Below are 17,307 nucleotides of genomic sequence, written 5' to 3' on the forward strand. Positions count from 1 at the left end.
AGGTGGCCAGAAAAGATAGCAGAGTTGGATAAATTATGGGAGTTTTCGAACAGACACTAATTAATCTGCACCAGTGTACAAGCTACGATATGCTCCTGGTTTTCCCTCTTCACGGTCACCTGCACCAGATCTCCCGCTACTTGTTCTTCAAGAAAATGTGCCAGGTCGTCGTTATTGCGGATCACGGTATCATTGATCTTTACTATCACATCCCCTACAATGGTTTTGCCCTGGGAGTCTCTTGAGACGCCTCTCAACCCGGCAGCTTGTGCAGGACTGCCCTGGGGCACATTGAGTATCACCACACCTTCACCAGGATAGAGTTCTGAAGCTTTATCCCGCAGTGTTGTTATTCCCAGACCTGCGCGACGTACTACACCGTGCTCTATCAATTCCGGTACCACACGTTTCACAGTGTGTACAGGAATGGCAAACCCTATGCCGGTATTTGCACCCCCACGAGAAACTATGGCGGTATTTACTCCAATAAGCCTTGCCTGTGAATCAAGAAGTGGTCCACCGGAATTCCCGGGATTGATTACAGCGTCTGTCTGAATGACATGTCTGATAGTACGTGTTTCGGAGGCTCTGATCTGCCGTCCCAGTGCGCTAATCACCCCAACGGTTAGAGTTTTCTGTAACCCAAACGGGTTCCCAAGAGCAAGAGCTTTTCTTCCTACAACAAGATCCTGTTTATCACCGACTCTAACTGGATCCAGAAGGTTTTCGGGAGCATCTACTTTAAGAACTGCAAGATCTTTTGTAGAATCGATTCCGATCAGCTCTGCTTTGAACTGTTTATCTCTGTCAAAAAACACCATAACACTGTCAGCGTTTTGTATTACGTGATAATTGGTAACCACATGGCCCTCCCTGTCCCAGATAACTCCCGATCCGGATCCCCTGGGAAGCTCTGTCCCTGATGGAAGGGACAGCCCTCTTAAACTTCTGCGACTCTCGATATAAACTACGGACCCCTTGGTCTTTTCGTACACATCAATGGTGTTACGTTCATATTCAAGCAGCCCTCCATCACCGGACTGAGCCCAGCCGATACAAAAAAGAGCGATTACCCCTGCAACTTTTCTGAATACACTCCCAGCACAATGCTCTTTAGACGCAGAAATCAAATACCCCATAACTATCCTTCCACTTACAATGTTACTGAGATTCACCCTGATGATGCAGAAGTTCACTTGGAACAAATTCCCTGCTTTCAATCATCTCGGCATTCATTCTATGCCTTCTACTATAAATTCCCAGAGGTATAGTTGCCACAAGTGATACGCCCATAGCAGAGAAACCGGAGGTCATCCAAGCTCTACGTCTACGCTGCTTTCTTTCCTTCTCTTTAATTTCGTCCTCAGCCTCTCTAATCTCGGATAGAGTATAAGAACCTCTGTTTCGGTCCAAACGGTCTTGAACAGCATCAAGGTCGGAGTTAATACCGGACATCCCGGCCACGAAAGCAATTATTCCACCTGTTGCAAAAGTAATTGCCGAAGGAAGATAACCATATCTGAGAACGTTGTTTATTTTTGTATGATCGCCGGGATCTACACTCCACTGCTGGTAGCCTCCCCTTGCATCCACCACAAAAGAGGTACTGAGCTGAGTATTATCTGCACTGAAGCTATACCTTCCGTTTGGCAGCGTCAGTACTGCTGGCAGTTTTGCCACTTTCTGGTTTGAGTAGAAGGTGATATGGGCACTGCTAGTGAAGGTGGTTCCGTGTATATGTAGATGCCTTAGATCGATGCTCATATCGCTGTCGACCGAATTGGTATCCACAACAAATTCAACAATGGTCTGATCTGACTTTTCCTGCTGAGCTTCACTCAATACTCCGATACTCTGAGCGGGTAACAACTGCAACATAAGCAAAATGGAACAAAAGATGCGCTTTGTCATATAATGACCCTTTCTGTGCTTCATAGAGATGGTTTTTTTTGGTTTTTATGTTGGGATACTCAATGTACTGAATAGGCATTATTGCGGCATCAGACAGATATAACATAATTAACGGATAAAGAAAAGAAAAGATTAAAGTTAAATTATACTGTTTTTATTTAGGGTAAAATTTATAAATTTAATAAGCTCTTTGTACCATGTAAAAGCTGAAGTGAATTAGAATCCAGGATTAAAAGTATATTAAAACGCCTTCATCTCAATTACGAATCCGGCACCGGTGATGAGGATACACAGTGAAGGAGACATTGGGTCAAAGTGCTCCTGCACCATCGTTTCTCCCCCCTGCGGCAATACTCGAGATGACCTATAAGTGTAATCATTGATGCCTTTTCTGCTCTTGCCCGTGGTATAACAAAGATGGTGATTTCGATTGGAAAAAGGAGCTTTCAGCAGACGAGTGGAAGTTTCACATCGAAACATTGTGTTCACTTGGGGTTTCACAGATCGCATTCACTGGTGAAGAAGCGCTCCTTAAAAAAGGTCTTTTTGAAATTATCGAATTTGCAGCATCCTGTAATGCTATCCATATAGAAACTGAAAATAATATACTTGTCCGATCCGATCCCCCCCAAACCTCATCCTTCTTACAAAGTAAACAACCAAACAAAAAGGTGCTCTCTTTTTGTCTGGAGCACTCTGTTGGAATAAGTATAAGCCTTCCGGGCTTCACAGTTTTAAATACCACACTGTTAAGGGGTACAAGGACAATGTACTCTATTGGTTGTCTGAAGCCAAAAAGATGGGTATTGCTACCACGGTCGGTGTAACCGTTACAAGTAAAAATATTCACTAACTTTTTGAAACCATTGCAGAAGCACTTCTTGCAGGAGCAGATCAGCTACTTCTCAATCGTTTTTTTGCCTGGGGGAAGAGGTATGGAGCACAGGGAATTGATGCTCTGGCGTGAACAGATACTTGAGATGCTTGACACTGCAGAGAAGGTGCTGCGGCACGCCAATCGCAGGGGCAGTATCGGAACAGAAATTCCCAGATGCGTTGTTGATCCATCGCGATACAAATATATCAACATGGCAACGACCTGCTCTGCAGCAAAAAGCTTTTTTGTCGTGGACCCATCTGGCTATATCAGAGTTTGTAACCACTCCCCTGTATTACCGTCTTTTACCTATAACTTTTTTGGGACAAACTAAACGTAGCACTACCTTTCAGAACCAAATATTCCCAGCCCTAAAGGGTACTACCAGATAAAAGTGTGCTGTTCTCAGCACGAAAAGCAGTAGGCGTCACTCCGATCCTCAACTTAAATTCCCGATTAAAGTGACTTGGCGTAGCATAACCCAATTTGTAGGCGATCTCTGCCACATTAAGTTTTGTATGGCTGAGCAGGCGTTTTGCTTCATCTATGCGAAGGGTGTGGATCATGCTGCGGAAGCCTTCATGGTAGTTTTCCTTGATAAGCTTTGAGAGCCTGGACTCCGAAATTCCCAAAGAAGAAGCAACGTTGCTTAAGTTTAGCTCATTTGAACTGTAGTTTTTATTCATGAATTGAAGAAACCTATCCCAATCACCAGGTTGTACCTCGAGCGGTTCCGGTTTCAGATTGATCACTTTGGAAACCCCTTCATTCCTGTCTTCTTTTCTTTTATATGTCAGCAACTTTATAAGTACTGGAATAAAAAATAGCGGAACAATAAAAAGTAGATACATTAGAGATGATCTCTTTTTTTCATTCCCGGAAACAAAAGATACCCCGTATACCACCAGTGTATCAGTATGTCCGATCCGTGGCGTATTCCCAAAAACCCAATTTACAACATTAATAGAATCCAGAAACAATCTTTTGTCTGTAGGAGCAATACCGTAGCGCGTTCTCCACCATTTTGCCACTTTAAAATCCTCAAGCGGCACAGCAACCCGGGTCTTTTCGGGAAAAACTGTAACCGGCGCTTCCAGAGTTCGACTGCTCACAGGATCATCTTCCACCGTTATCTCCGGATCGAATGTAGCCAACTGCAACACCACTCTCCCGGGCTGATTGCTTCTCATATAGATTATCAGTGTATCGGATTCATTACAACAGTTGTCTTGAGAATTGGACTGTGTGAGGTCAATTCCCATAGTTAATCCCGCAAAGGGCCAGGAGTGCCCCGGATTCAATTGATACACCCATTCGACGCTATCAGTTACAGAGAGACTCAAAACTTTGGAATTACCCGATTCATGGTTATCATCAAAAGCACTCCACGTAATTTCACCGGGAGGAAATTGTGCTTGTGTGATACATACGAGCAGTAATAGGATCAATGTTGAAAACGTTCTCTTCGACTGCAATGAATCTCCTTATTTTTCTATCATCCATAGGATTAATCAGTTAGATTCAGAGTAAAATTACTATATAAAAACTCCCTGAAAACCTTTTTTTTCTAACTGCCACCACGATTATCTCATGGCTTCCCTTACTACAAAGAAAATTATCTATGCAAAAAGATGGTTACATTCACAGATTGTTATCCCATAAAACTTCTCTGAAAATACAAAAATGTTGCCTAAAACAGAAAATTCTGATTTTTGATTAGAAATCAGCTGTTTCAGACAATTCAAATTAATAGGAGGAGCCTTATATTGTTAAAAGAAACAATGTTCCATAAACAAATTAAAAGAAAGGGAAAAGATGAAACAGCCTGCATTACTTTTCTGCGCAATATCCCTGATATCAGCTTCAGTCATCGGGGTGAATCTGACGGCGGCAGATCTTTCGGAAAAGGGGTGGGATAATAAGAAAGGGGGAAGTAGTGCTCTTGAAGAAGACGTGACTGAAAGCACCACCATAATTAGTGACCCCAAAAGCCACCCGTTCATCCATACAGATGATCCAGCTTTAACACTCAACTCTATTCAGCAGTCTCCGTCAGACACTACCCTGCCCGCTGACAGCAGCCAGGCTGAACCCATGCCTTTGTGGAAGGTTCCGGTAGACCAGGTATCCTGGCATCTGTTTTCAGACAGTGATGAAGGCTATAACAGTAGTGCGGAATGGATAGACCAAAGCAGTCGGGAAGTTCTTCTGACACCCAGGATAGGAAGAGATTATCCTTATTGCGGCTTTGGATTCATGTTTCCCGAGTACAAAAGTGACTTTACAAACTATGATGGATTTATAGTGTATGGGTTTTTCGAGCACGGCCGTGAATTCAGAGTTGATATCGCCATGAGTTCCATTACTGATTATAACTATCACTCAAAAACAATTGCAGGAAGAGACGAAACTGTTTACACCTTTCGTTTTACGGACCTTTACCGGTCATGGGGACTCCCAATGGTGTTTGACCCTTCATCCCTAATAAGCATCGGAATCAGTTACAATGAGATTACAGCCAGCGCTACTGCACGCATAGATTCGGTTCACTTTTTTAAACTGCCGGAAGAGACAAGTGTTAAATCCTCTCTGAACAAGATAGCGAACCATACCTTCAGCTGGAAACGACATGGGCATAACTTTATCTGGATGGAAAACAAAAGCGTGAATCTGGTCTTATGTGATGCAAAAGGAAGAGTTTTTTGGCGGGGTGTTGCCAAGCCCAATGAGCGGCTTGTTCTTCCCAGATACAGAGGCCTTCAGTTTCTTATGACATCCAATAAAAAGCTGATCGATCAGTGGACTATCTATTGATCATATGATTTCAACCAGACAGTTACAGTGAGAAAACGGCTTACTGAGGAGTCGATGAGATTTTGGGGGGAAGAGTGACACGGTTTTTCGTCTTGGAAGATGGAGAGAAAGTGACCTGTGGTGGTGGAGAGTTGAAAACTAATCATCAATGGCGATTCCTGATCCGTTTGGAACTGATTTGGATCGTACCCTTTTCAATGGTTCAAAAAGATACTCTAACCCATTCACCTTGATCTCATAAACCGCCCGAAGCATCTCACCAAGTCCCCGCAGGAAATCTATGAGTAATAATCCCTTGTATTTCCCAAAGGGCATGGTGGTACGTGCAAGTTTTAGAAGATAGGATGGATCAGATATAGAGGATTCGGAGAATGGCATGTATTCTGTTCCATGGAAAAAGGTTGGGGATAAATTTACATGTTGCTGTGAAGGAGGGGTCTATGTCTTTAAAGGCGATGGCAAGAGTCCTTCTTCTGATATACCGTTGCTATGGTATGGGATATATCTCCGATCTTCCATCTTCTCATATGCGGGAGCTAAAAAGGAAACGGTGACCGTCTATGCTGTAATCGGTTGGTTTTATTCTTGGAAGGGACGACAGAAGAAAATATTAGAGACTCGTATCTTTTACAAACATGTAATTTGTATTGCACACATCATGAACGACTGGACTCATTTCAATTCCGATATTTACATTCCATAAAGCATTAGATTCCATGCTAAACCGGTAAAGGGTCATATTTTTATGCAGATAATATTCGTTTTAGCTTACATAATCACTAAAAATTTTCTACAGTGACAATAGATATTTTTTTGCAGTTTGCTGTTCATATAAGCCATCAAGCATAGATATTGAATATGTAACACCTCAGGATCTATGTTCTGCTTTGATAGGTTTCCTCTAATTATATTTTGATATCTGATTCTGATATTTTTATCAATCTATTGCAAGAACCTCCCACCCACCACCTCAATCCTTGCAACACGAAACCCATTCGGTATAGCCCAAAGGAGCGATTTCGGGTGCCACAATGACCACAAAGGGGTATCTGATAGCGGGTTGCAGATGCACTGAGGTGATTTTTCACGTGGAATAAACAAAACCAGACATATACACTACAGGAAATAGAAGTAAATGAAATAGTATAAATTTTGGGCTGTTCTTCCGATCATGGTAAACCACAATGGAAAAGATTCTTTCTATATCAGTTAAAGGACATTCAAACCTATCACCCAGAAGCAACCATGCCTCTTACCCACTCACCTCTTGTAGTAGCTATCTTACATCGGATCAATAATACAAGCAGTTCTTGGCCAAATCATTCAGGGGTAAAACTTGTGGTCACCGATGACGATGCCCCCAAAAAAAACACCCTTTGTACCCTCTACAGTGTACCCCTAAACACGTTTGCACCCAAAAAACCCATTACAACAAGGTACAGTCGCCTGCCGTAGTAACTCATTGGTTTGCCGACTATTGCATAACATTTAGCTCGTCCCCAACGTCTCTGGGCTCATTTTTCCCCAAAAACTCTTTGACACCGCAGCGAAATTGTAGTATTATTGTAGTGTACTAGTTCTCTATAACAATACAACACAGGAGTAAGCAGCCTTGGCGTTTACTTTCACTCTCAGCAACTCAAGCGGTGTGCCCTACTATCGCCAAATCGTTAACCAGGTGATGTACGCAGTAGCTAACGGCATGCTTAAACCCGGAGAACGCCTCCCTACCGTACGCCAGCTCGCAGTGGACCTGCAGGTCAATCTAAACACTATAGTAAAAGCGTACGGCGAACTTGAAATACGTGGGGTAGTTAACACTCAGCAGGGCACCGGAACCTTTGTTTCTGAATGCGGAACCCAAATCGATCCAAAGGAAAAGCAGAAGGGGATAGAAAGGCTTTGCTTTCAATTCCTTGACGAAATTGCCGCAATGTCGGTAAGTACCGATGAAGTTATCACCACACTTAAGAGAATAATTAAAGAGCGAACAAAAAACCGGAAAGGGGATATATAAAATGGCTATTAAAAGAGAGTACAGAGAGAGCCGGGATTTCAATCCAGTACTAAGTACCGTAAAAAAACACACCTTTGCTCTTCAGCGCTATATCATTAACCTGCTGCTTTTGGCAATTGCTGTAGCCCTCTTTTATGTATCACAGGCACAGACCAATCACTACGGGTTAGTCTTAGGAGTTGCAGCCGCACTTTTTTTCGCTGCATCGTTAAGTGCTCGTATTGCTTTTGAATGGGAGCGTGTACCACTGCTTAGGTTTGGATGTTTCAGAAAAACAAAGGGTCCGGGGTTATTCTTTGTCATACCATTTGTGGATGTTCCCTGCGGCTATATTGATTGCAGAATATCGGTCACGGATTTCTCTGCCGAAAAGGTGCTTACAAAGGATGCCGTTCCAATCTTTTTTGACGCGATCATTTTCTGGATGATATGGGATGCCGCAAAGGCAAAACTTGAAGTCGAGAATTTCAGTGCTGCTGTTCCACTGAGCGCGAAAACTGCCTTAAGAGATATTATCGGTAAAACCACTCTGGCGGAACTTTTAACTAACCGCGATGAAATAGGCCAGGAGTTGCAAAAAATCCTCGACGCCAAAACGAATCCCTGGGGCATCACCTCCCTTTCCGTTGAGATAAAGGATATAGTAGTACCACAGGAGCTTGAGGATGCCATAAGCAGGGAAGCCCAGGCAGAACGTGAAAGAAGCGCACGCGTAATCCTTGGTTCAGCTGAAATCGAACTTGCGGAAAAGTATTCTAAGGCTGCGGAAAAATACAAAGGCAATGAGGAAGCAATGACCCTCAGGTCTTTAAACCTCCTGCTTGACTCGGTCAAAAACAAGGGTTCGATGATACTTGTCCCTTCAGAAGTGCCCCATCTTATGAATAAGGCAGTCGCGGCCGCTATGGCTAAAAACGGTAACCGCATTGAGGAAGATAGTTTGGAAGTATAACCCAATATCGATAACAATCCAAGCAACAGGAGCGCGCCTTGAAACTCAGAGACAGGTTTTTTGAAACGCTATCAAATGTGGTGACTCATCACGCAGGCACAGTTCTTTTGACTTGTGTAATCCTGACTATTGTACTGCTTGCTTCAGCCACCCGTTTGGGAATAAAAACGCAGTTTGCCGATATGATGCCCGATGACATTCCAATGATCCAGGAGTATATGGAGATCATTGAAGATTATTCATCTGATGCAACGGTAATGATTACAATAGAAAATGACCAGCTGAATCTTGATCGTATGCAGGAAGTCGCTCAGGATTTAGCAGCTCGTTTAAGCACTATACATTTGCTTCAACCCAAAGAAGATCAGTCTTTGACACTGGGGCAGCGTTTCGCGCTCTTTCAGGGCCAATTTCCATCAAACATTGATTATGACACACTAAACCTCGTACGGCGAATAGACTATAAAATCGACAGAGAATTCATCTCTTCACACGGAATGATGGCTCAGGAAACAAAAGACCTGGAAAACATGCTCACCATGTACAGCTCTCTTTCACTTACAAATCTGATTCAGAACATAAACGACAATTTTGAAAAGGAGTTTATTGATGATTCAGATAACATTACCACGCTAAATGGTGAGGAGCAGGCCGTGCAGGGGCTTGAGGGAATAAGTCGTTTCCTTGAAAGCATCGACATTTACTTAGAGCAAAGGGACTCTGTTGCGGTGGCAGGTGCTATAGCGGATTTCATAACCGGACCTCAGTATATGATTTCCTCAGATAACAGCATGCTCCTTATGATGCTTCACCCATCGGTAAGCTTCAATGAATTTGAAGAGATTATGTATCTGGGCTACCGAATTGATGATACTCTAACGGTGGTAAGTGAACTTTATCCCGATGTCCGGATAAACCGCACCGGTCTGATGATGATGCAGATTGATGAAAATAACGCTCTCGCAGAAGACTTCGCCTGGCCCAGTGTTATTGCGTTAGGATTAATTCTGATTCTTCTTATTGGTGCATTTAAGGACTGGAAACATCCGTTGTTTGCTGTTATAACGCTAATGGTTGGAATACTATGGACAGCAGGTATTCTGGCCAGCGTCTTTCGGTATCTCAATATTATGTCTGCTGGCTTTGGGATAGTGCTTGTTGGGCTTGGGATCGACTTTGGCATACATTTTATTTCAGGTTTTCGCGACGGACGAGAACAGGGCATGTCGGTTAGCGAATCGCTGAAGTTTATGTATAATCGTGTAGGCGCCGGAGTTATAACTGGAGCGCTTACTACTGCCATAGTGTTCTTCTGTCTGCAATTTACACGCTTTGAGGCATATTCACAGTTAGGTATCTCAACCGGCATTGGGATCATAGCGGTTCTTTTGGTACAGATGATTATGCTTCCTGCTCTGATTGTATGGGACAATAAAGGATATTCACTCAGTGCTACTATCCTACGGAAGCTACGCTTAGGTTTTCTGGTGAATGCGTGGAAATGTATGTGGGGCGCTGTCTTTTGCTTCTTTACTTTGCCTGTTTTTACCTGGATCTGTCGTCCGCTGCGGTTTAGGTTTCTTGCGACTTCGGGCACAATACTGGGAAAAGTTCCGGTCGCGATAATGGTTCTTATAGTATCAGCTGTGCTTATCGTTTTTTCTGTTCGTGCAGGTTTCAATATGGAATGGGAATATGACTTTATGAAGCTTCAACCCGCGGGGACACCCAGTCAAATTACACAAAACAATATTCTGGAAAAATTTGAATTCTCTCCCGATTATGCTATGGTAAAAGCAGGGGATCTCGATGAGTGCCGAAGCCTTGTGGAAGAGTTTCGAAAAATTGGTGACCGCACGGGCCTTATAGCTTCTGTTGATGCGATAACCGAATTTATTCCCGAAGAATCGGCGCAGTTGAAAAACGCGGAGCTGATTGATTCATTCAGAGTAAATCTACTAGCGGCGGAAGTAAATGATATGAATCACAACGATGTTGAGCTACTTGAAAATGAACTCCTCCGTTTGCATCAAAACATAGTAGAAATAGGTGAAATGTCTGTTTTATCCCTTGGGGAAGATAATAAAATAGTGCGTAAATGTGATCAGATCGCAGGGGCAATGGATGAAGACAGTTATGTGTTGGCTCTTTCTGAAAGAATAATAGCTTCCGCGGATGACCTTTCGGTCCTTAACAGCTTTCAGAAAAGCTCATCTGAAATAATCAGGGAAAAGTTACTTTCCATGTCCAACACAGATCTTATATCATTTGAAACTATTCCCGAAAGCATTCGGGAACGCTATGTAAACCCCAATAACAACGATCTGTTAATAAACATATTTCCCAGGGGATATATCTGGGAAGAACAGAGACTACAAACGTTTAATGACTATACATCCCGGGTAAGCGAACGCACAACAGGAATGCCCGCAATTATCCAGCTAATGATGGATCTAATGGCAGAAAAGGGCAGAGACGCTGTAATTATCGGTTCAATTGCTATACTGCTATTTCTGTTAATTGATTTTAGATCACTCAAATTTACCCTGCTTGCATCTGTACCTCTAGCTGTTGGCGCGGTTTTTATGGTAGGTATGATGGCTGTGACAGGAATGAAGCTCAGTATAATGAATTTTGTAGCACTACCGTTAATCATTGGAATCGGTATTGATGATGGTGTCCATATGCTCCACCGATACAGAATAGAAGGCAGAGCTTCGGTTCCACTTGTACTTAAAACTACCGGTCGCGCCATTTTACTTACCTCACTTACTACGATGATCGGGTTTGGCTCTATGGGTTTGGCTTCCCATGTGGGTATAGCGATGTTTGGACTGACTCTTTTCTATGGAGTCGCGGCTTGTTTCATAAGCAGTGCCTATGTTCTACCCGCTGTTATCACCATAGGAGAATCTCTTTCAACAAAAAAACCGGGCAAAAACAAAACCATCACTAACGACTCTGTTCCTGAGAGGAGGAAAGAATGTATCTGAAACTCGCGACACTTATTGGTATTACCGCATTCAGCAGCTTTGCTTTAACCGTTGATGAGATCTTGGACAAAGCAGAAGCAAACCAGAACCCTCAAACCTCCCGCTCAGAGGTAACCCAAACTGTTATTCAGGCCAATGGCCGGGAAAATGTTTCGAGACTCGTAAGCTATTCGATGAATGAGGGTGAAAAAAGCCTTATGGAATATATTGAACCCGCGCGTATCAGAGGGATGAAAATTCTTATGCTCAATGATGGTGATGACATATGGTTTTATTCTCCCAGAACATCCCGCGTGCGACGAATTGCAAGCCATCAGAGAAATCAGTCCATAAATAACTCCGACTTTAGTTATGAAGACTTGTCTCCAAAAGACATGAGGGAAAACTACACTGTTACCCTGAAGGGTGAAGAAACTATAGATGGAGTCAACTGCTATAAACTCCTGGCCTTACCCAAAACCGATGATGTTTCATATGCTAAAACTATCAGTTGGATCGATAAAGAGCGCTTTATTCCGGTCAAGATGCATTTTTTTGATGAAGACAATACACTCTGGAAAAAACTTACTGTAGACAGTGCGCAAAAAGTGGGAGAGTACTGGAGTTTTAACAGGGTAACAATGAAAGATCTTCTAAGAGGCAGTAAGACTATTATGGAAATGGACAAAATTGAAAACGATATCACCATTGATGAAAACATGTTTTCTGAACGATATCTTAGCAGGTAAGTTGGGGGGACATTATGAAATATTTACACATTTTTATTATGGTAATTTTCGTATTTACCTGTACACTATTCGCCTCAGATCTTAGGTTTGGCGGTTATCTTCAAAACAGAACGACTCTCACCCTTGCAGATGAAGAGATTATTTCAGACATTGCGCAGGCAAGGCTTGAAGGAACCTGGAACTACGGCCAATGGGGTGGAATAGAAACACACGTTCTTGTTTCCGGTGCGCTGCGACCTCTTGATCCTTTTGAAACAGTTCGAAGTGGCTCAGTTATGGACAGAGCTCTTCAGGAACTCCTGGCTCCATTGTTAACCGAAGCAATACAGATACTTAAAGAGCAATTTCCAGATTCAGATGCGACAGGTAATCAACAACTACTAACTGATGAGGTGTTTGAATCAATTATAAGGTATCTTCCCTATTCAACTTTTTTTCCTTCGGATAAAACAGTTCTGGACCGGGCACTGATAAAGGCCTACTTCAGTCCATTTGATCTGTTTATTGGTCGTCAAATGATTGCCTGGGGTACCGGTTATGCCTTTAACCCGACAGATATCTGGAATCAAAAAAGCCCATTGGATCCCGAGGCACCCAGACTTGGCGTTAATGCCCTGAGAGCAGAGATACCGCTGGGAATGTTATCAGGGGTTTCACTTGTCGTGTCCCCGGGCAGAGATTTTGCTCACTCCAGTGGCGGCATACGAGTAAAAACAAACGTCGCGGGGTATGATATGTCTATAAGTGGAATGCGAATAATGAACGCCGACAGAGCTCTTTTGGGGCTGCCAGGGAAATTTATGGCTGGTGTTGATCTGGCCGGTGAAATCGGGAATATTGGTATATGGGCTGAAGCAGCCTTTAACAATCCCGTTTACGAAGAAATGGAATACAAAGATCTGGATTCCAGTTACTTCCAAGTAGACCTTGGCTTTGACTACACTTTTAATAACGGTGTCTATACAATCCTTGAATACTACTTCAATGGTCTTGGGCAGGATACTAAGGAAGATTATAACTCAAGAGACCTGATTCACCTATTAACCGGAGAAATGGCCGGATTTGCAAAGCACTACCTCTTTGGTGGTGTAAGCTATACTTTTTCGAATCAGTTTGACTTTTCTGCTTTCGTGCTGGGTAATTTGGTCGATCACTCCGCGATGCTTTTACCCTCAATCAAATATTTGGTAAGTGATAACATTACCATAGAAACAGGTGCGCAGATCGGCATAGGAGATAAAAACCTAAGCGAATTTGGAGGGCTTTTTCCAAACTTTCTGCTAACCGCTAAGGGGTATTTTTAAGGGGATTACAAATTTGCCCCATAATAGTGAATCCATTATTTGCGCTTCCACTGTACCCTTCGTCTCCGCTCAGGGGTACAGTCAGGGAATTGCGTCTGTCATGGTGGCAAGCAGCGCGTCTGCAAGCACCCCGGTACAGGTTCAGGAGAAGGATTGACATATCAACCACCACCACTCTTGTCCAAAACAGGATAAATGAACTAGGGTTAAGGGTAAACGCTCCGCAATTACCCTGGATAATGTCTTGATCACAACTGAATGAATTGCGGAACTTCTAAACGCGAAGCGTTTACCTCTGTTCACCCTTCGCAGTAGTCTGTTATGGAGAACGGGCGCTCTTTGCGTTTTAAAATCTCCTTTTTCACCCGTCCCGACCTTTGGGCCTGAATCAATAATCCGTTTCCAAAAGAGGGGGAGGCTGATGTAAAGGTGGAGCAAGTGGCTTTAGCATTCGCTCAATTTGGACAGCATATTAAATGAAAAGAATGGGTCGGTTTTTGAAATGAAGTAAAAATGCTCATAATTGAATCAAAATTATCACCATATATCTATATTACCCATCTCCTGACTGTTCCCCCCATTTCTAATTCCCCTATTATATATTTTCACATCTTTACCCCATAGACGAAATACCTCTATAACGAACAGAAAGGGGAACATCAATTTGAAAAAATTAGTACTCTACACCGTCATACTTTCAATTTTTATGTACTTTTTCCTGGTGGGAGGCAATTTGTTCGGTACTCATCAGGACATCTTTTCGATTATTGAACATGCATGCACCCATATGCAAGGCGGCCCGTATGAACACATTAGGGCTCAGGGTGAAGGCATGGGGCCAGGCGCGAACAATCCGCACACCCGGTATGAGATCGAGCTCATTGCTGTTGAAGAGGATAATAAATGGGGCGGAAATGTCCATTTTAGTGCATCAGGGCATAATGACTACCTTATTACACTGGACTCTGAGATACCTTTAACACTGAAACAAAACGGAGCTATCGTAGAACCAAACGTGGTGTTCTCTTCGGAGGAGATTACAAGTAAAAGCAACTGTCCGCTTATCAAAAAAGCCTACCTTTTTACTCTCGAAATAGGCAAAACACTACTGGATTTTGGCCCCGGCACACTTAGTTCTGTTCAAATGATAATCGAGAAGGCCCATGGCGACCAGCCACATAATCACTAATGATGCAAAAACGATTGGAATTGTGAGGGTAGGATACAAAAAAGGCTCCCCGGGGTTACCAGGAAGCCTTTTTTAGATGGCGGAGGACGAGGGACTCGAACCCCCAAGACCGCAAGGTCGGCGGTTTTCAAGACCGCTGGATTACCAATTATCCTAGTCCTCCGTAAGCCAAAAATTTCAAGAATTCCTAAAATAGTATATAGCAACACTGATTGCAATTTTTTAATAGAGTATAAATGATCAAAACCGCTCAATTAAGCGGAACCAATTCTCCTCCGAGCGGCAACGACTCCCGAGAACAGAGCAAAGGAATCTGTAGCCGGCGCCCACTCTTTTGTGTTTCCCCCATGAAATGTAGAGAAGAAAATGCCACCAATTTTCCCGGCTTCATTATCCACAGTTCGATAAACCAGATCCTGAAGCTCCAGTGCTTTAAGGCCATCGACCCATACCTTTAACTGGCCATTTTCGCACCCTGAGTCATTGACCTTCACATACTGCTCTACACAATGCCACCGGGCAGTTTTAAAAGAGGTGTTGAGATCGATATCAAAGCCCCACTGACGGTTAGTGTATTTGCCGGGAGGAAGGTAAGCATACACCACTGCGTTTCCATTCCTGCGCCACATCAGCCTCATGCTCCATCCATTGGTTCCATCTGGCAGATCACCCCCAGCCCGTTTCCAGGATTGCCCTGCCCCAATCAGCCCGGGAAGCTTACCGCCCAGACAAAAATCGAAGCCCTTTTCAAAACAAAGGTAATATCGCAGATAAAGTGAATCAAAGGTGGTCTGTTTGATGGTGGGGATATTTCGAAAAGAAACCGGAAATTCGACTCCGCTCTCAAGTGGACCTACCCCCCCCCTGGGATAACTTACGCGCAGACACTTACCTGTGGCTCCTGGTGGCAAAACAGAAACAGCTTCAGCACCCTGAGCTCTCTTCATCCACTCTATACCCCACTTGTTTTTGAGGGCAGAGGGATTATCGTCAAACGGGTTGCGGCCGTTTTTAAAGCCGTTTAAGCTAAACACCTCTTCTGAGCTTTTACTGGCAGCCCCACCAATCCCAGGCTCAAGACTCACAGGTTCATTACTGAATTCCATAAGATTATTTCCACTTATATTGAGCGGGGTTCCACAGTTTCCCCCTAAATACATTCTTGAATCATCAAAAATATAAATGAACCGTGTACCTGAGTAATTAGTAAGGACTTCAACTGAAGATACAGGTCAGATAATTGTTATTTATGATTGGGTTGGGTTGGGGATTGATGTTTCGGTTTAAAAGAAGCTATGAGCGTTGAACTGTGCCAGTTACATTAGAAGAGCGAAAAAGGATTTTTATGGGGCTAAAGGCGATAGATTGGGTCACCCCCGGGCGTCAATGGTGAAAGCGTGAAAAGATCCGTTTGGGGGGACCCTTGAGCTATAATCTCGGGAGGAGGGGGGATTTTGAATAAGTCCTTTGTTTCTTCCATTAAGATGATACAGCGCTCCAAAACCCAGGCCATCCACTCCACCCCTCAAGCAAGCTCTGAACAGGGCGGTTTCTGTTAAAAGCCTTGGGCAATCGCCCCGGGAAAACAACACGGTAGACCAATGAGCCCTGAAGGGACGACCTCTATGAAAATGTGGGGTTTGGAATTTGGAATGCAGATTTTTTGGGGCTAAAGGCCTCATTTATAGTCAGAGAGGGTTGGCATCAAAGAATCTTACGCTCTTAGAGTCGCTTGTATGAAGTTCCAAACAACATCTCCTGAATATATCCCCGCAGAACCCCGCATAGAAGAGCCCATCTGAAGGTTATAATCATCACATTTGCTGTTTAAAGGTATGAAAATGGAGTACGATGGATGCAAAAGTGCAGCGATCAGGTCTGTTTTATGGTGGCGCACCATACAGATCAGGTATAAACCATATGCTTTAATGGTGGGATCATACTGTACTACGGATGCAGACGCAATGTTTCGTCTGGTAACTCTAATAGCACCCAATTGCTAATTTCTCCGGCGTGGTATGAGAACAGGCTTATACCGGTTTGGCTTTATACCAGTTTTCTGGGTACGGTGTACTGTTTTCATCATACAACGTGGTGTTCTCAGTAAGCACTACCAAGAATTTTCAGGTGGCAATGGGCTGTTCGCAACTACCAAAGTGTGGCATGTAGAGTGCAATAGTGCTGTTTTTGTGTTGAAATACCCCTGTTTTCCTTTCAATGGCACACTATAAACAGGGAAACTATGACACCATTCACCCCATTCTTACACTACCAACAGAAGAGTTGTGGCTTAAAACAGGCGTAGATGAACCATAGTACCGTTATTTTGGGAAGAGGACCGTAAATTTTGGCGTATTGAGTCGGATTTTGGTGATTTTAGGCAATAGCAGGCTGGTTTCGCCCAACTTTGGGAGGCGAAAAAGGGTAAAAAGTGGTAAGACAGGCTTGTCGCTTAGGCAGATTGGTTCGGTTCAGGGGCTCGTTTTATCCCTAAAACAACTCTCCTTTTTGTGCTTCTGCGA

16 protein-coding genes and 1 tRNA gene are annotated in these 17,307 nt (G+C 43.4%); 10 read left to right on the plus strand and 7 right to left on the minus strand.

Features of this window, described 5'->3' with window-relative positions; translation table 11 throughout:
• Window positions 1-56: 56 nt before the first annotated feature.
• Entirely contained in the window at window positions 57-1,196 is a 1,140-nt protein-coding gene (locus tag QA601_15690; GenBank protein ID MDG5816540.1) for a trypsin-like peptidase domain-containing protein, read from the minus strand.
• Window positions 1,162-1,911, minus strand: coding sequence for a hypothetical protein (locus QA601_15695; protein MDG5816541.1), 750 nt, complete (start codon window positions 1,909-1,911; stop codon window positions 1,162-1,164). The genes QA601_15690 and QA601_15695 overlap by 35 nt, the downstream gene beginning before the upstream one ends.
• Before the next feature lie 682 nt (window positions 1,912-2,593).
• Between QA601_15695 and QA601_15700 the strand changes: the two genes are divergently transcribed.
• Both QA601_15700 and QA601_15705 read left to right on the plus strand, forming a co-directional pair.
• Entirely contained in the window at window positions 2,594-2,764 is a 171-nt protein-coding gene (locus QA601_15700; protein ID MDG5816542.1) for a hypothetical protein, read from the plus strand.
• 82 nt (window positions 2,765-2,846) lie between these two features.
• Window positions 2,847-3,122, plus strand: a complete 276-nt coding sequence (locus QA601_15705) for a hypothetical protein (GenBank protein MDG5816543.1) — start codon at window positions 2,847-2,849, stop codon at window positions 3,120-3,122.
• Window positions 3,123-3,159: 37 nt separating this feature from the next.
• Here the strand turns inward: QA601_15705 and QA601_15710 are convergent, their stop codons facing one another.
• Entirely contained in the window at window positions 3,160-4,263 is a 1,104-nt protein-coding gene (locus tag QA601_15710; protein ID MDG5816544.1) for an AraC family transcriptional regulator, read from the minus strand.
• A gap of 340 nt (window positions 4,264-4,603) precedes the next feature.
• Here QA601_15710 and QA601_15715 point away from each other — a divergent pair, with 340 nt between their 5' ends.
• A complete protein-coding gene (locus tag QA601_15715; protein MDG5816545.1) occupies window positions 4,604-5,602 on the plus strand; it encodes a hypothetical protein in 999 nt (332 codons plus the stop codon).
• 138 nt (window positions 5,603-5,740) lie between these two features.
• Here the strand turns inward: QA601_15715 and QA601_15720 are convergent, their stop codons facing one another.
• Window positions 5,741-5,980: a DUF3820 family protein gene (locus tag QA601_15720; protein ID MDG5816546.1), complete on the minus strand. Its 240-nt coding sequence runs from the start codon at window positions 5,978-5,980 to the stop codon at window positions 5,741-5,743.
• A gap of 1,234 nt (window positions 5,981-7,214) precedes the next feature.
• On the opposite strand from QA601_15720, the gene QA601_15725 reads away from it, so the two are divergent.
• The 7 genes from QA601_15725 (at window position 7,215) to QA601_15755 (ending at window position 14,785) form a co-directional block, all read left to right on the plus strand.
• Entirely contained in the window at window positions 7,215-7,619 is a 405-nt protein-coding gene (locus QA601_15725) for a GntR family transcriptional regulator (GenBank protein ID MDG5816547.1), read from the plus strand.
• Window position 7,620: 1 nt separating this feature from the next.
• On the plus strand, window positions 7,621-8,571 hold the full coding sequence (locus QA601_15730; GenBank protein ID MDG5816548.1) for a slipin family protein: 951 nt from the start codon (window positions 7,621-7,623) through the stop codon (window positions 8,569-8,571).
• Window positions 8,572-8,609: 38 nt separating this feature from the next.
• Window positions 8,610-11,564, plus strand: coding sequence for an MMPL family transporter (locus QA601_15735; GenBank protein MDG5816549.1), 2,955 nt, complete (start codon window positions 8,610-8,612; stop codon window positions 11,562-11,564).
• A complete protein-coding gene (locus QA601_15740) occupies window positions 11,555-12,292 on the plus strand; it encodes an outer membrane lipoprotein-sorting protein (GenBank protein MDG5816550.1) in 738 nt (245 codons plus the stop codon). The genes QA601_15735 and QA601_15740 overlap by 10 nt, the downstream gene beginning before the upstream one ends.
• Before the next feature lie 14 nt (window positions 12,293-12,306).
• Window positions 12,307-13,596, plus strand: a complete 1,290-nt coding sequence (locus QA601_15745; protein ID MDG5816551.1) for a hypothetical protein — start codon at window positions 12,307-12,309, stop codon at window positions 13,594-13,596.
• A 13-nt stretch (window positions 13,597-13,609) separates the two neighbouring features.
• On the plus strand, window positions 13,610-13,753 hold the full coding sequence (locus QA601_15750; GenBank protein MDG5816552.1) for a hypothetical protein: 144 nt from the start codon (window positions 13,610-13,612) through the stop codon (window positions 13,751-13,753).
• Window positions 13,754-14,260: 507 nt separating this feature from the next.
• Window positions 14,261-14,785 (plus strand): hypothetical protein, encoded by a 525-nt coding sequence (locus tag QA601_15755; GenBank protein ID MDG5816553.1) that lies wholly within the window; start codon window positions 14,261-14,263, stop codon window positions 14,783-14,785.
• Window positions 14,786-14,862: 77 nt separating this feature from the next.
• Here the strand turns inward: QA601_15755 and QA601_15760 are convergent.
• The 3 genes from QA601_15760 to QA601_15770 form a co-directional block, all read right to left on the minus strand.
• Window positions 14,863-14,948, minus strand: a tRNA-Ser gene (locus QA601_15760).
• A 91-nt stretch (window positions 14,949-15,039) separates the two neighbouring features.
• A complete protein-coding gene (locus QA601_15765; protein MDG5816554.1) occupies window positions 15,040-15,891 on the minus strand; it encodes a hypothetical protein in 852 nt (283 codons plus the stop codon).
• Window positions 15,892-16,499: 608 nt separating this feature from the next.
• On the minus strand, window positions 16,500-16,781 hold the full coding sequence (locus QA601_15770) for a hypothetical protein (GenBank protein MDG5816555.1): 282 nt from the start codon (window positions 16,779-16,781) through the stop codon (window positions 16,500-16,502).
• Window positions 16,782-17,307 lie beyond the last annotated feature (526 nt).

The organism is Chitinispirillales bacterium ANBcel5 (assembly GCA_029688955.1).
Taxonomy (GTDB): domain Bacteria; phylum Fibrobacterota; class Chitinivibrionia; order Chitinivibrionales; family Chitinispirillaceae; genus Cellulosispirillum; species Cellulosispirillum alkaliphilum.

Excerpts from the sequence above, each read along its gene's own strand:
- QA601_15695 (MDG5816541.1), bottom strand. The coding sequence starts at position 1,911 with ATGACAAAGCGCATCTTTTGTTCCATTTTGCTTATGTTGCAGTTGTTA.
- QA601_15705 (MDG5816543.1), top strand. The coding sequence starts at position 2,847 with ATGGAGCACAGGGAATTGATGCTCTGGCGTGAACAGATACTTGAGATG.
- QA601_15715 (MDG5816545.1), top strand. The coding sequence starts at position 4,604 with ATGAAACAGCCTGCATTACTTTTCTGCGCAATATCCCTGATATCAGCT.
- QA601_15720 (MDG5816546.1), bottom strand. The coding sequence starts at position 5,980 with ATGCCATTCTCCGAATCCTCTATATCTGATCCATCCTATCTTCTAAAA.
- QA601_15730 (MDG5816548.1), top strand. The coding sequence starts at position 7,621 with ATGGCTATTAAAAGAGAGTACAGAGAGAGCCGGGATTTCAATCCAGTA.
- QA601_15740 (MDG5816550.1), top strand. The coding sequence starts at position 11,555 with ATGTATCTGAAACTCGCGACACTTATTGGTATTACCGCATTCAGCAGC.
- QA601_15745 (MDG5816551.1), top strand. The coding sequence starts at position 12,307 with ATGAAATATTTACACATTTTTATTATGGTAATTTTCGTATTTACCTGT.
- QA601_15765 (MDG5816554.1), bottom strand. The coding sequence starts at position 15,891 with ATGGAATTCAGTAATGAACCTGTGAGTCTTGAGCCTGGGATTGGTGGG.